Raw genomic sequence first — 15,135 nt, forward strand, 5'->3', positions numbered from 1 at the left:
TCCATTATTGGCAGGGTCCTTTTTGTGTTATGAAATTTTGACAAGTTGTTTTCCGACATTTTCCCCATTGAATAGTCCAAGGAATGCATCTGGAATATGGTCAAAACCTTCGATAATGGTTTCTTTGTAAGTCAGTTTGTCTTCTTTTACCCATTGTGCGAGATCTTCTGCCGCCTCTTCAAAACGATCAGAGTAGTTGGCAACAATGAAGCCCTGCATTAATGCACTTGTTTTAATGAGTTTTGTTTGCACACGAGGGCCAATGTCTTCGCTTGCACTAATGTTATAAGAAGAAATGGCTCCGCAGACTGGAATACGTGCAAAACGGTTCAAATGATTCATCACAGCATCAGAGATTTCGCCGCCCACATTGTCAAAATACACATCGACACCGTTTGGACAGGCTTTTCCAATGGCGTCATCTAAATCATTTGTTGTTTTATAATTAATGGTTTCATCAAAGCCCAGTTCTTTTAAATAAGCCAGCTTATCATCAGATCCGGCAATTCCAACGACGTGGGCGCCTTTTATTTTAGCGATCTGTCCGACAACAGAACCAACGGCACCTGCGGCTCCAGAAATGACAACGGTCTCGCCTTCTTTTGGCTGTCCAATCGCAAGGAGTCCAAAATAGGCGGTTTGACCTGGCATGCCCAAAATCCCTAAGTAATAAGATAACGGCGCAATGGATGGATCAATTTTTGTCAGAGACTCCGCTTTGGCAGTAGAATATTCCTGCCAGCCAAGGAATCCAAGTACAAAATCACCTTTCTCAAATTGAGGAGATTTGGACTCGACGACTTCTCCGACGACACCACCTTGAATGACTTCATTCAGCTTGAACGGGGGTGTATAGGATTTTGTATCTTGCATTCGTCCTCTCATGTAAGGATCTACAGAAACATATTTCGTTTGAATCAAGACTTCACCATCTTGTGGCGCAGGTATATCAACTGTTTCAAAATGAAAAACATCTTTAGTAGGTAACCCTTTTGGACGTTTTGCTAATTGAATTTGCTTTTGTTGACTCATGTCAAATCCTCCCTTTTACTTGCAACCTAGATTTACATTAACATGATGCTTCTTTTCGTTCAAAACATACGGTCTTTTCCACGCACATACAAAAAAGCAGCCACCAACTAAAAGAAGGGGACTACTTTTTTTGAAGAGAGACAGAAAGGAGCGGCGGGAAACAACTAAACAGTTGATACTCATCCGCATCACGTTCTTTTAACAAATATTCATTTGCATTTTGCATGGAGGCTTTCATCATATCGTGCGTCACAAAAGGAAAAAGGATATTCAAATATGAGGACAACAGGTCTTGTGGATCTTGTTCGATTGACTCGATATCTCCAATGTTGATGATAATAGAAAAGAGATAATCGATGCAGATGTGAAAGTGCTGTTCAGCAAACAAAGTAAGCGGCTTTGCTTTTGATTCTTCAGGATTCCATTTTTGAAAAAGCTGTTTCACCAAATCACTGACAACCCATGCATTAAACTGCTGCTCAGCTGAAAAATAATACATCAGCTCCACCCCATTTCTAGCCTCCAGTATAAGAATTGTACAACAAATGACAAGGAATGAATACAATTTTTCAGAAAATTTAGTCATTTTTACAGTCTTTTTGTCAAAAATAAGTCCATAGACGCATTAAGTTCAAGAGTAAAAATGGATGTGCTGGAGGAAGGTTTAATGACAAAAGTGACGGGTAAAAGATTCGTAAGACGTTAAAGGAGGAATAATAAATGAAACCTGTTGTAAGAGAGTATTCAAATGATGAAACACTTCAAAGAGATGTAGAGCAATTAAAACAACTCGGTGTTGCAAGAGAGGACATTTATGTTCTGTCCCATGACGATGATCGAACTGAGCGTATTGCAAGCAACGCAGATGCCAATACGATAGGTCCAAAAGAAGTTGGACTCAAGCATGCGGTTGGAAACATCTTTAGCAAAAAGGGAGATGAACTCCGCAATAAGATTCACGAAATTGGTTTCTCAAAAGAAGAAGCTGAGACATTTGAAGAACATTTAGACGAAGGAAAAGTTCTTCTCTTTGTGACTGACCATGAAAAAGTGAAAAATTGGGCATAAACGCCATCGTAAAAAAGCCTCTTACTTTTGTAAGAGGCTCAGGCTGTCGAGAAAACCTCGACAGTTTTTTTGTAGTTTTAAATACACCGTATATTGAATAAATCCCAAATGAAAAACACCATATATCGTTTCTCGGACAGTTCAAAAGACAAAAATGAGGATTTTGTGGACATCTTGTCTTAAAAACCCTCACTTTCTCTTCACGCTGAGCCTCTTACTTTTGTAAGAGGCTTTTTTCAGATTTTTGACAAAGGGCTAAAATGAACTTGATTTTAGTCCTTTGTCTTCTTTTCAGCGTGATAGAAAACCTTTGCAGTCTAGGAAGGACGAGTACTGGCGCGGAGCGAATTTGACATTCGTGAGCACCAGCACGGAGGACTGACAAAGAATGCGAGGGTTTGTCTACACGCTGAAAGCCTCTTACTTTTGTAAGGGGCTTTTTTTCATGTTGAGACAATTAAAATCTACCACCTGTCTTTTTCACTATAATAAGGAAGATTGAAATATTGGAATAAACAGTAAAATGTCTAATTGAAAATATAGAAATATCAAAGGGTATCATCAAAAAAATGAAAAAAGTAGTGAAAATATCACAAAAAACCATTCGGGAAATAATTAGGATATCTTTATTTTTATCTCAAAATGAAATAAAAATCTTGTGTAATTTAGTAGATAAATTTCTTAGTTCTATTGGTTTAAGTTGTATTTTTGTGTATAAATAAGTGTTTTAAGGTCAAAAAACCACGAAATATACCTGTATTTTCAATTAGAAAATCATTCTAATGTTTAGGAAATAATTTGTTGACAAAATAATCTAAAAACAATATATTTGGCTTAATCAAGTTATTATGGAATTAGTTGTTAAATTTTCTGATAGGTGGACTTCAGGATCTATTCTGTTAATGATGATGCATTAAGACCTAGGGGAGAGCGATTCTGAGGCAGAGCGATACTGAAGAAATATCTATTAGACAAAAAGAAATGGATGATAGATAGCTTAGAATGGTAGATTCGTCTTTCTACTATGCCTATTTCTCAATGATATTGTTCAAGGTATTCAGAGGATCATCATAAAGAAAGCGCTTTCTCGGTGCTGTTAAGGAGGTGAATCCATATGAAGAAAATATATAACAAACTGAGGCGCTGTAACAGTTGAATGGCTGGGGTTGTATGTAAAGATGAGTGCTGAAAAAGAAGAGTGACATGTGGGATGCTTCTCTCCTTTTTCAGAAAAAAGATTTCCTGAAAAATCCATCTTTCATTTTATCATAAGGCTTTTTGCTTGAAAACCACCTTTGTTAGGAAAGGTGATTGTGAATTGAAGGAGGTCACGTGATGAAAAAGGCTTTGTATCATGAAGACAGCGGGTTGTATTTAGAAAAAATGCGCATGGCTTTTCAAGAACACTATGAGCAAAGAACAGATATGTGGTCCACTGATCCATCATTAACAGACGCTGCTGTGATGTCTCTGAAGGCATGGCGTTCCAGGGAAAAGGATGCACTTGCTTCTGTGCTGGATATCGGCTGCGGGAACGGCAGGGCTCTTGAACATTTACAAGGACTGTCGGCATATACCGGCATTGATCTTTATGAGCATGAGGAATGGCAAGGATTAAAGAAGAGAAAAGAGGTTCCTGTCCATTTTTATCATCAAGATTTTATGTCCTGGTCGATGAATCAAGGGCGCGAGCTGACGTTTGATTTGATTTTAGATCATGGCTGCTTTCACCATCAGCACCCTGATGACCATGAACGATACTTAAAGCAGATTTCCTCGCTGCTTCATGAAGGTGGTGTCTTTTCCCTTGTTGTATGGGGAGAAGAGTGGAAAACAGGCTTAATCGGAGAAGATGGACGCTTCCATTTTTCATTCTCAGATACTCAGCTTGGAGAAAAGATTTGTACATCAGGACTTGAGCTCGTTTCGATTACACCATTACAAGCGAAGGCTGGGATCAGCCAGCATCATGTCATTGCTGTCAAAATCTAGTGCAAAGGAGGATAAACGCGATGTTTGATGTGATGGTTCTTGGTGCATACCTAGGCGGGTGTCATGCTTCAATCAATGTAGCTGAATTGAAGTACGGACTATTCATCCAATCAAAGGGCACAATCCACAATCGGATGACGTGCATTTGAAGGACCAGAGCTTCTAGTAAAGGAGAAGCAGCTCGAAGCTAGCGGAGATATTCTTTTAGAGAAAGAGCCATTCAAGAATCATCAAATGGTGTTGCTCTCTTACAGAGAATACAGCGTATGAAGCTCGATTTCTGCTCCTTTGTACTGGACAAGTGACAGTCTAAAAGTGACCAGCTCTGCTGAAGAGCCTTTTATGAAAGGTACTGATGGATGATTGGCATCGCACATCTATTCAGCCAGTATGATAGGAAATTTCTCCTGGGCTATGATTCTAGCTGGAACTGGTGCTCAGGATGCAAAGGGAGTGCGTACACATATTCATCACGCCATCACTGCGCTAAGAGAGTTCAATGGGGTGCAGTGATGAATAGGGGGAGACAAATGAACAAGTTTGTAGCTGAACTACAATCAATGATTCATCATTTTACATTTCAAGAAAAACACTATTTGCTCGTGGGGCCAGTGAACCTGCCGATCTCTATTGAACATGAAGAAGTGCAGTTTAAATGGTATGCCTTTGCGTCTGTAGAAGCTGATACAGTGCCAACGGTTGAGTCTATTGTACAAATGAGTACCGAGCAGCAAACATTTTCCTCTTGTCTTCTTTTTGGCGACTTTGAAAATGAAGTGCCGTCGCTTGTGCGAATTCATAGTGTCTGCCAAACAGGGGATGTGTTTGGGTCACTGAAATGTGATTGCGGTCCACAGCTTGCATCATCGCTAAAAAAAATCACCGATTACGGAAAAGGCATGCTTGTGTATATGGCCAATCAAGAAGGGCGCTCTATTGGGCTGATGGCCAAAGCCTTCACGTATAAATTACAGGAAATGAAACTGGATACATTTGAGGCGAACAGGTTGATCGGCTGCGGAGATGATGATCGGCATTACGAGGAAGCAGCGGCTGTTTTGCACTATTTAAACAAAGGGAAACCATTGCATCTCTTAACCAATAATCCAGATAAAGTCGATTCCATTGCTGCTTACGGTCTTCCGGTTTTACGGTTTGATCATACGGTAGAAGCCTCTCTTTATAATGAAGCGTATTTAAAGGCAAAAGCAGCATCAGGGCATATGGTCGATGAGAAGAAATTAATTAATCAGTAGATGAGTTTATTTAAAGAAGGCGGGAGAAAAGCGTGAAACCTGATATCAATTGGATTCAAATCCCAAGCGGCTATGCGACGATTGGAAGTAACGAAGAAGATATGAAAAAGGCATCAGAATTTTGGAAGGACAAACTTCTCAATCCAGCCTATGGCCGTGAGAAAAAATTTCAAAAATGGCTGTACAAAGAATTTCCATCTTATCAGCCGTATATGAGCGAATTTTTCATCTCAGATACGGTCGTCACCAATGAATGGTATCAAAGCTATTGCGACGAGACAGGAAAGCCTTATCCAGAGAGCTTGACGAACCTAGAGCTTGGCGGAGGAAAAGACCATCCAGCTTGGGGCATGGACATCGAGGAAGCTTTCTCATTTTGTCAGTGGCTAAGCGGGAAGCTTGGATACGAGGTATCAATCCCTACTGAGGAAGAATGGGAATATGCTGCCCGGGGCAAGACAAGAAATCAATATCCTTGGGGAGATGAGTTTGATCCCTCTTACTGTAATACGCACGAATCAAATATTGAAAAAACGACACCTGTCCGTCATTACGAAAAAGGAAGATCCCTATTTGGACTATATGATATGGGTGGCAATGTCGAAGAATGGGTCAACACCAAGTATCACATATATGAAGGCGGGATTGGGGTTGTAGATGATTTAACCGAGACACTCGGCAGTGATTACTACATTTTAAAAGGCGGCTCCTTCGCAAGAGGCGGAGATTTATGCAGAGTCGCAAGAAGACACGGGAAACACCCAGACCCTGTTTTTCGATTTACTGGTTTTCGTTTAGTTACTCGTCAAAAACAACATATAAAGGTGGGAGTGTAAAACCATGCATAGAGGACCGATTACATCCGTTTTATCAACTCAGCATGACCAAATTGTCTACACAGGCGGCTATGACCGCTGTATTTATAAATGGGACCGTGCCACGGGAGAAGGAACATTCATTGGCAGTCACGAGCATATCATCAACTCTTTATCCCTTTCGGAAAATGGAACGTATTTAGCGAGTGCATCGTCAGACTATACCATTCAATTATATGATACTGCCACACATACAAGAATTCGTACGCTATATGGTCATGCGGATGATGTGGAAGCTGTCGCATTTGCGAAGCAGGATACGCTTCTTGTATCGGTGTCCAGAGATAGAAGATGCTTAGTTTGGGATATTGAAACGGGAGCCATTTTAAGAGAATTTCATGGACATAGCAAGGATGTATTAGCTGTATGGATTCATGAGGATAAAGCTTATACAACTGGTGACGATGGCTATGTCCTTGTATGGCTCTATGAAACAGGAGAAATTGTAGGTGAAATTGGCCCGTTTGATTATGAGCTGGATACCATCAGCGGAAGCAATCAAAAAGAAGTATTCGCCCTCGGCAGAGACGATGGCACGGTCATCATTTATGATGCCGCTACATTACAGGAGAAAAAAATCATCAAAGCTCATTTACAAGGCGTGAAACGTGTGAATTTTTCACCGAGCGGTAACTACTTGCTCACAGCGGGATATGACCATTTAATTAAGCTCTGGAATTATGAAACCGGTGATTTAATTGATACACTGCTGCCTCATAAATATCAATGGGAGCGCTCGCTTGTTTGGACAGAAGATGAGCAGGCCATTTTAGGCGCCAGCTTTGGGAAAACGTATTGTGAATGGTCCATTCAAGAAGGAAAAGTGATCTCTGATGAGCAGGAATTGGCGACACCTTCTATTAATGATATTGCGTTGACTGAAGCGGGTGATATTATCACTGCATCAGATGACGGAAAATTCAGAAAAAATGGAATCGAAATCGCAAAATCAACAGGTGTTCTCACAAATGGAGTGGCTGTTGCTCGGGATGGAAGCTATTATGCATGGGGCGATCATGCGAGTCAGGTGCATATTGTACACGAGTCATTGCAGCAAATGGTCTCTTTTGATCTCAACACAGGTCCTGTCAATAGTGTGTATTTTCATGAAGAGGATCGTCAATTTTATATCGGCACTTATGGCGGTTATGTGCATGTCATTTCGACAGAACACTTAAAGGAAATCGGCCGTTCTAAAGCACATGATTGCGCGGTCAAAGCATTAAAGGTAGAAGGGGATCATATCATCACAGCGGCAGTTGAAGGAACCATCTGTCTTCTTGATAAAAAGAGCTTGTCCTTAACAGCAGAATATATCGGGGCGACAGAGCTGTTAAATGATGTATTTATTGATAGCAAAAGAGATCGTATTGCCATTGTCAGCCGTGATAAAAACGTCCGATTGTTTGATTTGCATACAGGCAGAATTTTAAATCAGCACAACGAGCATCAATATTCCATTAAATCCATCACTGTGACAGACTCTGGCTATATCGTGAGCGGAGACTATTGGGGGTATATTGTGGTATGGAATCCAGAGCTAGATGTCAATACAGGTCCGATTCGAATTGCTAAGAATGGTATTAGTGCCATTAGGCAACTAGGAAATGATGTGTATGCAAGTTCATATGACGGTGGTATTTATCATATTCGAGAAGATGGTACACATACAGAAGTACTGCGCTTATTTGAACAATTTCCGAAAGAAGTAATCTCTCATTAAGAAAAAGAATGTAAGCGGGGGATTCTCATGATAAGTGTTTGCAAGGAACATATGAAAAAAGGCCTAACTGTACTCAATTGTCCGCATGTGCTCCTCATTAATAAATATGAATGTCGCAAATGCTGTTTTTGTAAACAACGAGCATCATATAAACTGTTTTATTCCTTGCCTTACTATGATCGATCTGAAAAGAAACGGATGGAGAAAATATAGCCCATGAGAATAGAACTCCTTCATTTTCTGAAGGAGTTCTTTCCCTTGAGAGAAGAAAGGAGTCCGAGATGAAAGACGATGTTTTTTATATGAAGCTGGCGATTGCCAACGCGAAGGCGATGAAAGGACAAACCTCACCCAATCCGCTTGTTGGTGCAGTAATTGTTCAGAGCGGTGAGATCGTTGGAATAGGTGCTCATCTGAAGGCGGGAGAGCCTCATGCTGAAATTCATGCGCTGCAAATGGCAGGAGAAAAGGCGAAGGGAGCAGACATGTATGTAACGCTCGAACCTTGTACACATCACGGAAAAACAGGCCCTTGCACCGAAGCGATCATCAAAAGTGGAGTGAAGAAAGTGCTGATTGCCACCCAAGATCCGAATCCGGTTGTTGCAGGTAAAGGAATTGCTTTTTTGAAAAAGGCTGGAATTGAAGTAGTGCAAGGAATATGCAAACAGGAAGCAGATCGTTTAAATGCTCCTTTTTTTCATTTAATGCAAACGAACCTTCCATATGTCATTTTAAAATCAGCTATTTCAATAGATGGGAAAATTGCCACGGCTGATCAAGAAAGCAAATGGATCACTGGAATAGAAGCGAGAACAGAAGTGCAGCGGTTACGTCAAGAAGCAGATGCGGTGCTCACAGGAGTGGAGACGATTATTCAAGATGATGCCGGCTTAATTGTAAAGGATTCATTGAACCATCAGCCCATTCGTGTCATTTTAGATTCAACATTAAGGATACCGCTTCATGCCAAATGCTTAACAGATCATATGGCAGAAACCATGATTTGTACATCACAAAATTATGATCATCAAAAGTATCAACAGTTGATACAAAAAGGTCATCAAGTATTTGTCACAAGCGGAGAACACCGGACAGATATTCAAGATGTGTTACGCATGTTGAAGAAGCGCTCTGTGATGTCAGTGCTTGTAGAGGCAGGAGGCAGTGTGAGTGCTTCATTTTTAGAAGCATCCCTTGTGAACGAAGCTGTTATCTATATGGCACCTTTGTTGATTGGAGGGAAAGATGCACCTACTTTTTTTGAAGGAGAAGGTGTAAAAAAACTAAAAAAGGCGATCCGTCCAGCGAATATTGAATATAGTATGGTAGGAAAAGATTTAAAAATGACGATGATATTTTAACGAAGGAGAGAGGGCCTTGCACGTAGAGTGCAAGACCTTTCAATTTTTTTTATAAAAATAAAATTGTACATACACCTTTACCGATCATGATGAATACGATGGATGGGGGTGATTCTATGAGAAAATGTAGACAATGCGGAAAAGTATTTCCAACCCATCCAAAAGACCACTACCAAAAAGGAAGCTGGTATGATGCGTATAAGGATGATGGCTGGGAATGTGATAGTTGTAAGAAAGGTAAGTCAGGTAAACCAAGGAAACCAGTAAAAAATCCATGCTGCGGAAAAGATCCTTGTGTGTGTGTCATTCAAGGACCGCCAGGGGGAAGAGGAAGAAGAGGTCCAGCAGGTCCAGCAGGCCCAGCAGGTCCAACAGGACCAACAGGACCAGGAGTAGGAGCAACAGGAGCAACAGGAGCAACAGGAGCAACAGGAGCCACCGGAGCCACGGGAGATGCAGGTCCAACAGGTCCAACGGGAGCGACCGGAGATCCCGGAGCCACAGGAGCTACGGGAGCTACCGGAGCCACAGGAGCCACGGGAGCCACCGGAGCCACAGGAGCCACAGGTCCAACGGGAGCGACCGGAGATCCCGGAGCCACGGGAGCCGCAGGAGCCACAGGTCCAACGGGAGCGACCGGAGATCCCGGAGCCACAGGAGCTACGGGAGCTACCGGAGCCACCGGAGCCACCGGAGCCACCGGAGCCACAGGAGCTACGGGAGCTACCGGAGCCACCGGAGCCACCGGAGCCACAGGTCCAACGGGAGCGACCGGAGATCCCGGAGCCACAGGAGCTACGGGAGCCACGGGAGCCGCAGGAGCCACAGGTCCAACGGGAGCCACAGGTCCAACGGGAGCTACGGGAGCCACCGGAGCCACGGGGGATACGGGAGCAACAGGAGCCACCGGAGCTACCGGAGCCGCAGGAGCAACAGGAGCCACGGGAGATCCCGGAGCCACCGGAGCCACGGGAGCCACAGGAGATACGGGTCCAACGGGAGCCACGGGGGCCACAGGAGATACGGGAGCCACAGGAGCCGCAGGGGCCACGGGAGCAACAGGAGCCACAGGAGATACGGGTCCAACGGGAGCCACGGGGGCCACAGGAGATACGGGAGCAACAGGAGCCACGGGGGCCACAGGAGATACGGGAGCAACAGGAGCCACGGGGGCCACAGGAGATACGGGTCCAACGGGAGCCACAGGAGCGACAGGAGTCACAGGAGCCACGGGAGCGACCGGGGATACAGGTCCAACAGGAGCGACCGGGGATACAGGTCCAACAGGAGCGACCGGGGATACAGGTCCAACAGGAGCGACCGGGGATACAGGTCCAACAGGAGCGACAGGAGTCACAGGAGCCACGGGAGCGACCGGGGATACAGGTCCAACTGGAGCGACCGGGGATACAGGTCCAACTGGAGCGACAGGAGTCACAGGAGCCACGGGAGCCACAGGAGATACCGGTCCAACGGGAGCGACAGGACCAGGTGCTATTATTCCATTTGCATCTGGACTTCCGGTCGCAATTACTACGATTGCAGGAGGTTTAGTTGGAACAACAAGCTTAGTTGGCTTTGGAAACGTCGCAACAGGAGTTAGTATTGTAGGCGGACAAATCGATTTAACAGGAGCGGGCGGAACGTTATTAAATATGTCTTTCTCTGTTCCGAGATCAGGTGTTATTACGTCACTTGCTGCTTATTTTAGTGTAACTGCTGCATTAGCTTTAGTAGGGTCCACCGTTACGATCGTCGCACAGTTATATTCTTCGACGACGCCGGACAATACGTTTACTGCGATACCGGGCGCTTCAGTCACATTAAGTCCACCATTAACTGGAGTTGTTTCGATCGGTCAGGTCAGTAACGGAATTATAACGGGTCTGAATATTCCAGTTACACCGGAAACGAGATTACTTCTTAACTTCTCTGCAACAGCTACAGGTCTTTCGCTTGTGAACGCAATAGCTGGTTATGCAAGCGGTGGTTTAACAATTAGCTAGTATCTTTAGAGGATGGCTGTTCATTCAGCCATTCTTTTTTATGTTCAACATCAAATTTGTTTGATCATCAAGAAAATACTTTGATGATCAATGAGGTGCATTATTACGAGGGAATTCATTCAATTTGTGTTATCGGCTAACACATTGTTCTCAATGAACAACGGTTTCAGATTCCTTAAATCTTTTGCTTATTTGAACGTATGAAGCGCCTTTTGAATAAAAGGATACCTTAAAGCCTCAGAACCTATTGATAGAGTCGTCCTCTTTTTCCTTTCTCCCAGTAGAAATTTTTTATCTCAACATTCAAGGGAAAAATGATATGATTTTCTTAGAGAATATTCTATTGATCTATTGAAAATAGGGGTTGTGGCGGTGAGGATAGGCAAAAAAAAAGTCACTTTACAAACAAAAATTTTGGGGTTAATTATTGGTCTTTTGCTTGTTGTCATTGCGTTATTGACCATTTGTTTTGGTTTTCTGCAGACGTCAGAAAGGCAGAGCCAAGCTGAACAGCTGGCGGTGCAAACGGCTAGAACGATTTCATATATGCCACCTATAAAAACATCGGTGGCCACGGGAGATTCCCAAAATGAGGAACAGGCTGTGCTTGAGCAAATGAAAGAGCAAGTAAGAGCGCATGCCATTTTTATCACCAATCAAAAAGGAAGGGTTCTTTTTCATACGAATCATGAGGATGTAGGAAAAACCATCAGTGTGTCAGAAGGAAGAAGTACACTGCTATTTGGAGGAACCTCCATATCAACGGGTGATTCTGGTGGTGAAACCGTTGTCAGAGGAAGTGCTCCGATCATGAAAGAAACAGGCAGTCATGAAGAAATTATTGGGACCGTCAGCGTCGAATTTTTAAAAAGAGATATCGACCAAGCGACAGCTCATCAACTCTTCAAATTAAGTTATATTGCCCTTCTTGTTTTGCTGCCTGGGGTATTTGGAGCCATTTTTTTAACAAGGAGTATTCGAAAAGATATATTAGGGCTTGAACCGCATGAAATTGCTTCATTGTATCGAGAAAGAGAAGCGATGCTGCATGCGATTAAAGAGGGAATCATTGCATTTGACCGTAAAGGTGCCATTACGATGATGAATACGTCAGCTGAACAGATGCTACGCGTCTCTTCAACGCTGCCTCTTCATATTGATCAAGTGTTGCCAAATGCCAATCTTCTATCCTATCTAAAAGAAGAGATGATAGAACCTAACATAGAATCAGTCGTCAATGATAAAACCTTCGTGTTAAATGTCAAAAAAGTGGTGCAGGACAATCGAGTATTTGGAGGAATTGTGAGCTTTAGGGAGAAAACCGAGCTGACAAAGCTGCTGGATACATTGACAGAGGTCAGTCAATATTCAGAAGACTTGAGAGCACAAACACACGAATTTTCGAATAAGCTGTACGCTATTTTAGGCTTGCTTGAGTTGAAACAAGTGGATGAAGCCATTGATTTAATTAAAGAAGAGTATACACTTCAAAATCGCCAGCATGATTTACTCATGAAGCAAATTCGCTCTCCGAAGATACAAGCCATTTTACTTGGGAAGTTAGGAAAGGCATCTGAGAAAAAGGTTCATTTTCACATTGATGAAAATAGTTCATTGGAGCCGCTCCCAGCCCATTTGAGTTTATCTCACTTTATCACCATCATTGGCAATCTCGTAGACAATGCGTTTGAGGCTGTATTGAATAAAGAGAAAAGAGAAGTCAGCTTGTTCATCACAGATATTGGATTTGATATTATCATAGAGGTATCTGATTCAGGGGACGGTGTAGATGAAGGAGCCATTTCACAACTTTTCACAAGAGGACATTCATCAAAGGGAGAAGGGCGAGGTTATGGACTTGCCAATGTCAAAGAAGTGCTAGATGAACTTGGGGGCTGGATTGAAGTTGCGAACCAAAAAGAAGGCGGTGCCATCTTCACTGTTTACATACCGAAAGGCACAAAGGGGGAATAGGTTGTGATAAAGGTACTCATTGCGGAAGATGATTTTCGAATTGCTGCGATTCATGAATCTTATATACAAAAGGTACAAGGCTTTCAAGTTGCCGGCAAGGCAAAGAGTGCAAAGGATCTGTGTGAGGCACTTCAAAAAGAACAAGTGGATCTCATTTTACTTGATGTCTACATGCCTGATGAGCTCGGCACGAACCTTTTGCCGCTGTTAAGAGAGCGCCATCCTGAAGTGGATGTGATCATTATCACGGCTGCAACGGAAACGATGCTGTTAAGAGACGCACTGCATTATGGAGTGGTTCATTATTTAATCAAACCAGTGACCGCCCAAAAATTCACACAGGTTTTAACCGAATATAAAGAGAAGCGAGAGTTAATCAATTCAAAAGATGAAGTCAATCAAACGATGATTGATCTGTTTTTTGGTCAAATACAGGAAGAATCGCAGCAAAAGGATGAGCGAGACTTGCCAACAGGCATTAATTCACTGACTTTGGACAAAGTGAAAACATTCATGGCAGCAGAGATGAACGGAATTACAGCGGAAGAACTCGGAGAAAAAATGGGCGCATCACGTACAACAGCAAGACGATACGTAGAGTATCTTGTGACAACGGGAGAATGCCGGGCAGAGCTGGCGTATGGAATCATTGGTAGACCAGAACGAAAATATTATCCCGCCAAAAAACAAACGGAGTCATAAAAAAATGAAAAAAGGAATACTCCTACTCATTTTGGTCTGCCTTTGTACAACGCTCACCTTTAATGAAAAAACAGCAAAAGATTCTTTCCTGGAGCACAGCCCATTATACATTGTGGTATCAGGTGTACCTGATGGCGGATTTGACCAAACAGCTCAAGTGATGAAAACCGTGCTAGAACAAGAAAAGCTAGTGGAAGAGCCTGTGCATATTCTTTATCAAAGAGGCGGAACGGTTGATAAAGGATGGACCTATATGATGGAGCGAGATGCCAATTATATCAGTTTAAATTCAAGCTTATTATTAAGCCGTAATTTGCTGGGCAGCAGTAACGTGACCATGAATGATGTCACCCCGCTCGCTATTCTTGCGGAAGAGTGGCAGGTAGTCGCAGTGCCAGTTGATTCTCCTTTCTCAGATGGAAAGGAGCTATTACACGCATTAAAAAAGAAACCAGATTCCTTAAAAATTGGGTTTGCCCCGGATTTTGGAAATGATGATCAAATATCATTTGCACGGGCTGCCGAAATGGCAGGGATTGATCCATACCGCATTCAGTTTTTGAAATTTGATAGTGCAGATGATTTATTTCAAGCGCTCATTGACCATGAGGTAGATGCGGCAACTACGACCATTACAGAGGTTCGTCATGATTATGAAAAGAAAAGACTGAAGCTCGTCGCAACCACAACGAATCAGCGTTTAGAGGGATTTAAAGACGTGCCCACTTGGAAAGAACAGGGGATTCCGCTCATCTTCTCTCATTGGCGTGGTGTGATGGGACCAAAGCAAATGAATCAGCACGACATTCGAGCATGGGATCAACTTCTTCAAAAAATGACGCAAACGAAGTCATGGAAAAAGCAGTTAAAACAAAAAGGCTGGACAGGCCGTTATATGAACAGTAAAGAAGCAAAGATCTATATGGAAGATCAATTAAGGCGTTATGAGCAATTTATACAAGGAGAACAAGCGGTCAAATGAGACCGCTTTTTTTCATGTAACCAACAAACAACAACGATTGCACAAAATGAACAAAAAGCATTTATCGACCAAAAAAGAATTAAAATTCATAATATTTACTTCAATTAAGGCGTCAGATATCATGACAGAAAGGGTTGGAAATGGGATACCAACATTTAATG

13 protein-coding genes are annotated in these 15,135 nt (G+C 42.7%); 11 read left to right on the plus strand and 2 right to left on the minus strand.

What is annotated here, in order from left to right; all coding sequences use genetic code 11:
* Positions 1 to 27 precede the first annotated feature (27 nt).
* Positions 28 to 1,032 (minus strand): zinc-binding dehydrogenase, encoded by a 1,005-nt coding sequence (locus NST57_RS03980; RefSeq protein ID WP_142154355.1) that lies wholly within the window; start codon positions 1,030 to 1,032, stop codon positions 28 to 30.
* 121 nt (positions 1,033 to 1,153) lie between these two features.
* A complete protein-coding gene (locus NST57_RS03985; protein WP_142154357.1) occupies positions 1,154 to 1,531 on the minus strand; it encodes a DUF3212 family protein in 378 nt (125 codons plus the stop codon).
* 221 nt (positions 1,532 to 1,752) lie between these two features.
* Here NST57_RS03985 and NST57_RS03990 point away from each other — a divergent pair, with 221 nt between their 5' ends.
* The 11 genes from NST57_RS03990 (at position 1,753) to NST57_RS04040 (ending at position 14,974) form a co-directional block, all read left to right on the plus strand.
* The gene (locus NST57_RS03990) at positions 1,753 to 2,100 is read left to right on the plus strand and encodes a general stress protein (RefSeq protein ID WP_007496775.1); all 348 of its coding nucleotides are present in this window, start codon (positions 1,753 to 1,755) and stop codon (positions 2,098 to 2,100) included.
* Positions 2,101 to 3,435: 1,335 nt separating this feature from the next.
* Positions 3,436 to 4,092 (plus strand): class I SAM-dependent methyltransferase, encoded by a 657-nt coding sequence (locus NST57_RS03995; protein WP_008343184.1) that lies wholly within the window; start codon positions 3,436 to 3,438, stop codon positions 4,090 to 4,092.
* A 20-nt stretch (positions 4,093 to 4,112) separates the two neighbouring features.
* Positions 4,113 to 4,241, plus strand: coding sequence for a hypothetical protein (locus tag NST57_RS04000; RefSeq protein ID WP_341298102.1), 129 nt, complete (start codon positions 4,113 to 4,115; stop codon positions 4,239 to 4,241).
* Positions 4,242 to 4,622: 381 nt separating this feature from the next.
* Entirely contained in the window at positions 4,623 to 5,348 is a 726-nt protein-coding gene (locus NST57_RS04005; RefSeq protein ID WP_142154359.1) for a GTP cyclohydrolase II RibA, read from the plus strand.
* 32 nt (positions 5,349 to 5,380) lie between these two features.
* The gene (locus NST57_RS04010) at positions 5,381 to 6,184 is read left to right on the plus strand and encodes an SUMF1/EgtB/PvdO family nonheme iron enzyme (RefSeq protein ID WP_142154360.1); all 804 of its coding nucleotides are present in this window, start codon (positions 5,381 to 5,383) and stop codon (positions 6,182 to 6,184) included.
* A 4-nt stretch (positions 6,185 to 6,188) separates the two neighbouring features.
* Positions 6,189 to 7,946 carry a WD40 repeat domain-containing protein gene (locus NST57_RS04015; protein ID WP_142154362.1) on the plus strand — a complete coding sequence of 586 codons (1,758 nt, stop codon included), beginning with the start codon at positions 6,189 to 6,191 and terminating at the stop codon, positions 7,944 to 7,946.
* Positions 7,947 to 8,227: 281 nt separating this feature from the next.
* The gene (gene ribD, locus NST57_RS04020; RefSeq protein WP_341298103.1) at positions 8,228 to 9,310 is read left to right on the plus strand and encodes a bifunctional diaminohydroxyphosphoribosylaminopyrimidine deaminase/5-amino-6-(5-phosphoribosylamino)uracil reductase RibD; all 1,083 of its coding nucleotides are present in this window, start codon (positions 8,228 to 8,230) and stop codon (positions 9,308 to 9,310) included.
* Between the two features lie 116 nt (positions 9,311 to 9,426).
* Complete coding sequence (locus NST57_RS04025) at positions 9,427 to 11,316, plus strand: exosporium glycoprotein BclB-related protein (protein ID WP_341298104.1); 1,890 nt, start codon at positions 9,427 to 9,429, stop codon at positions 11,314 to 11,316.
* Between the two features lie 378 nt (positions 11,317 to 11,694).
* On the plus strand, positions 11,695 to 13,290 hold the full coding sequence (locus tag NST57_RS04030; RefSeq protein ID WP_341299182.1) for a sensor histidine kinase: 1,596 nt from the start codon (positions 11,695 to 11,697) through the stop codon (positions 13,288 to 13,290).
* Between the two features lie 3 nt (positions 13,291 to 13,293).
* Positions 13,294 to 13,992 (plus strand): response regulator, encoded by a 699-nt coding sequence (locus tag NST57_RS04035; RefSeq protein ID WP_142154368.1) that lies wholly within the window; start codon positions 13,294 to 13,296, stop codon positions 13,990 to 13,992.
* 4 nt (positions 13,993 to 13,996) lie between these two features.
* Positions 13,997 to 14,974 carry a tripartite tricarboxylate transporter substrate-binding protein gene (locus NST57_RS04040; RefSeq protein ID WP_045034460.1) on the plus strand — a complete coding sequence of 326 codons (978 nt, stop codon included), beginning with the start codon at positions 13,997 to 13,999 and terminating at the stop codon, positions 14,972 to 14,974.
* Positions 14,975 to 15,135: the final 161 nt, after the last annotated feature.

The organism is Bacillus sp. FSL M8-0077 (assembly GCF_038050255.1).
In the GTDB taxonomy this organism is placed as follows: domain Bacteria; phylum Bacillota; class Bacilli; order Bacillales; family Bacillaceae; genus Bacillus; species Bacillus altitudinis.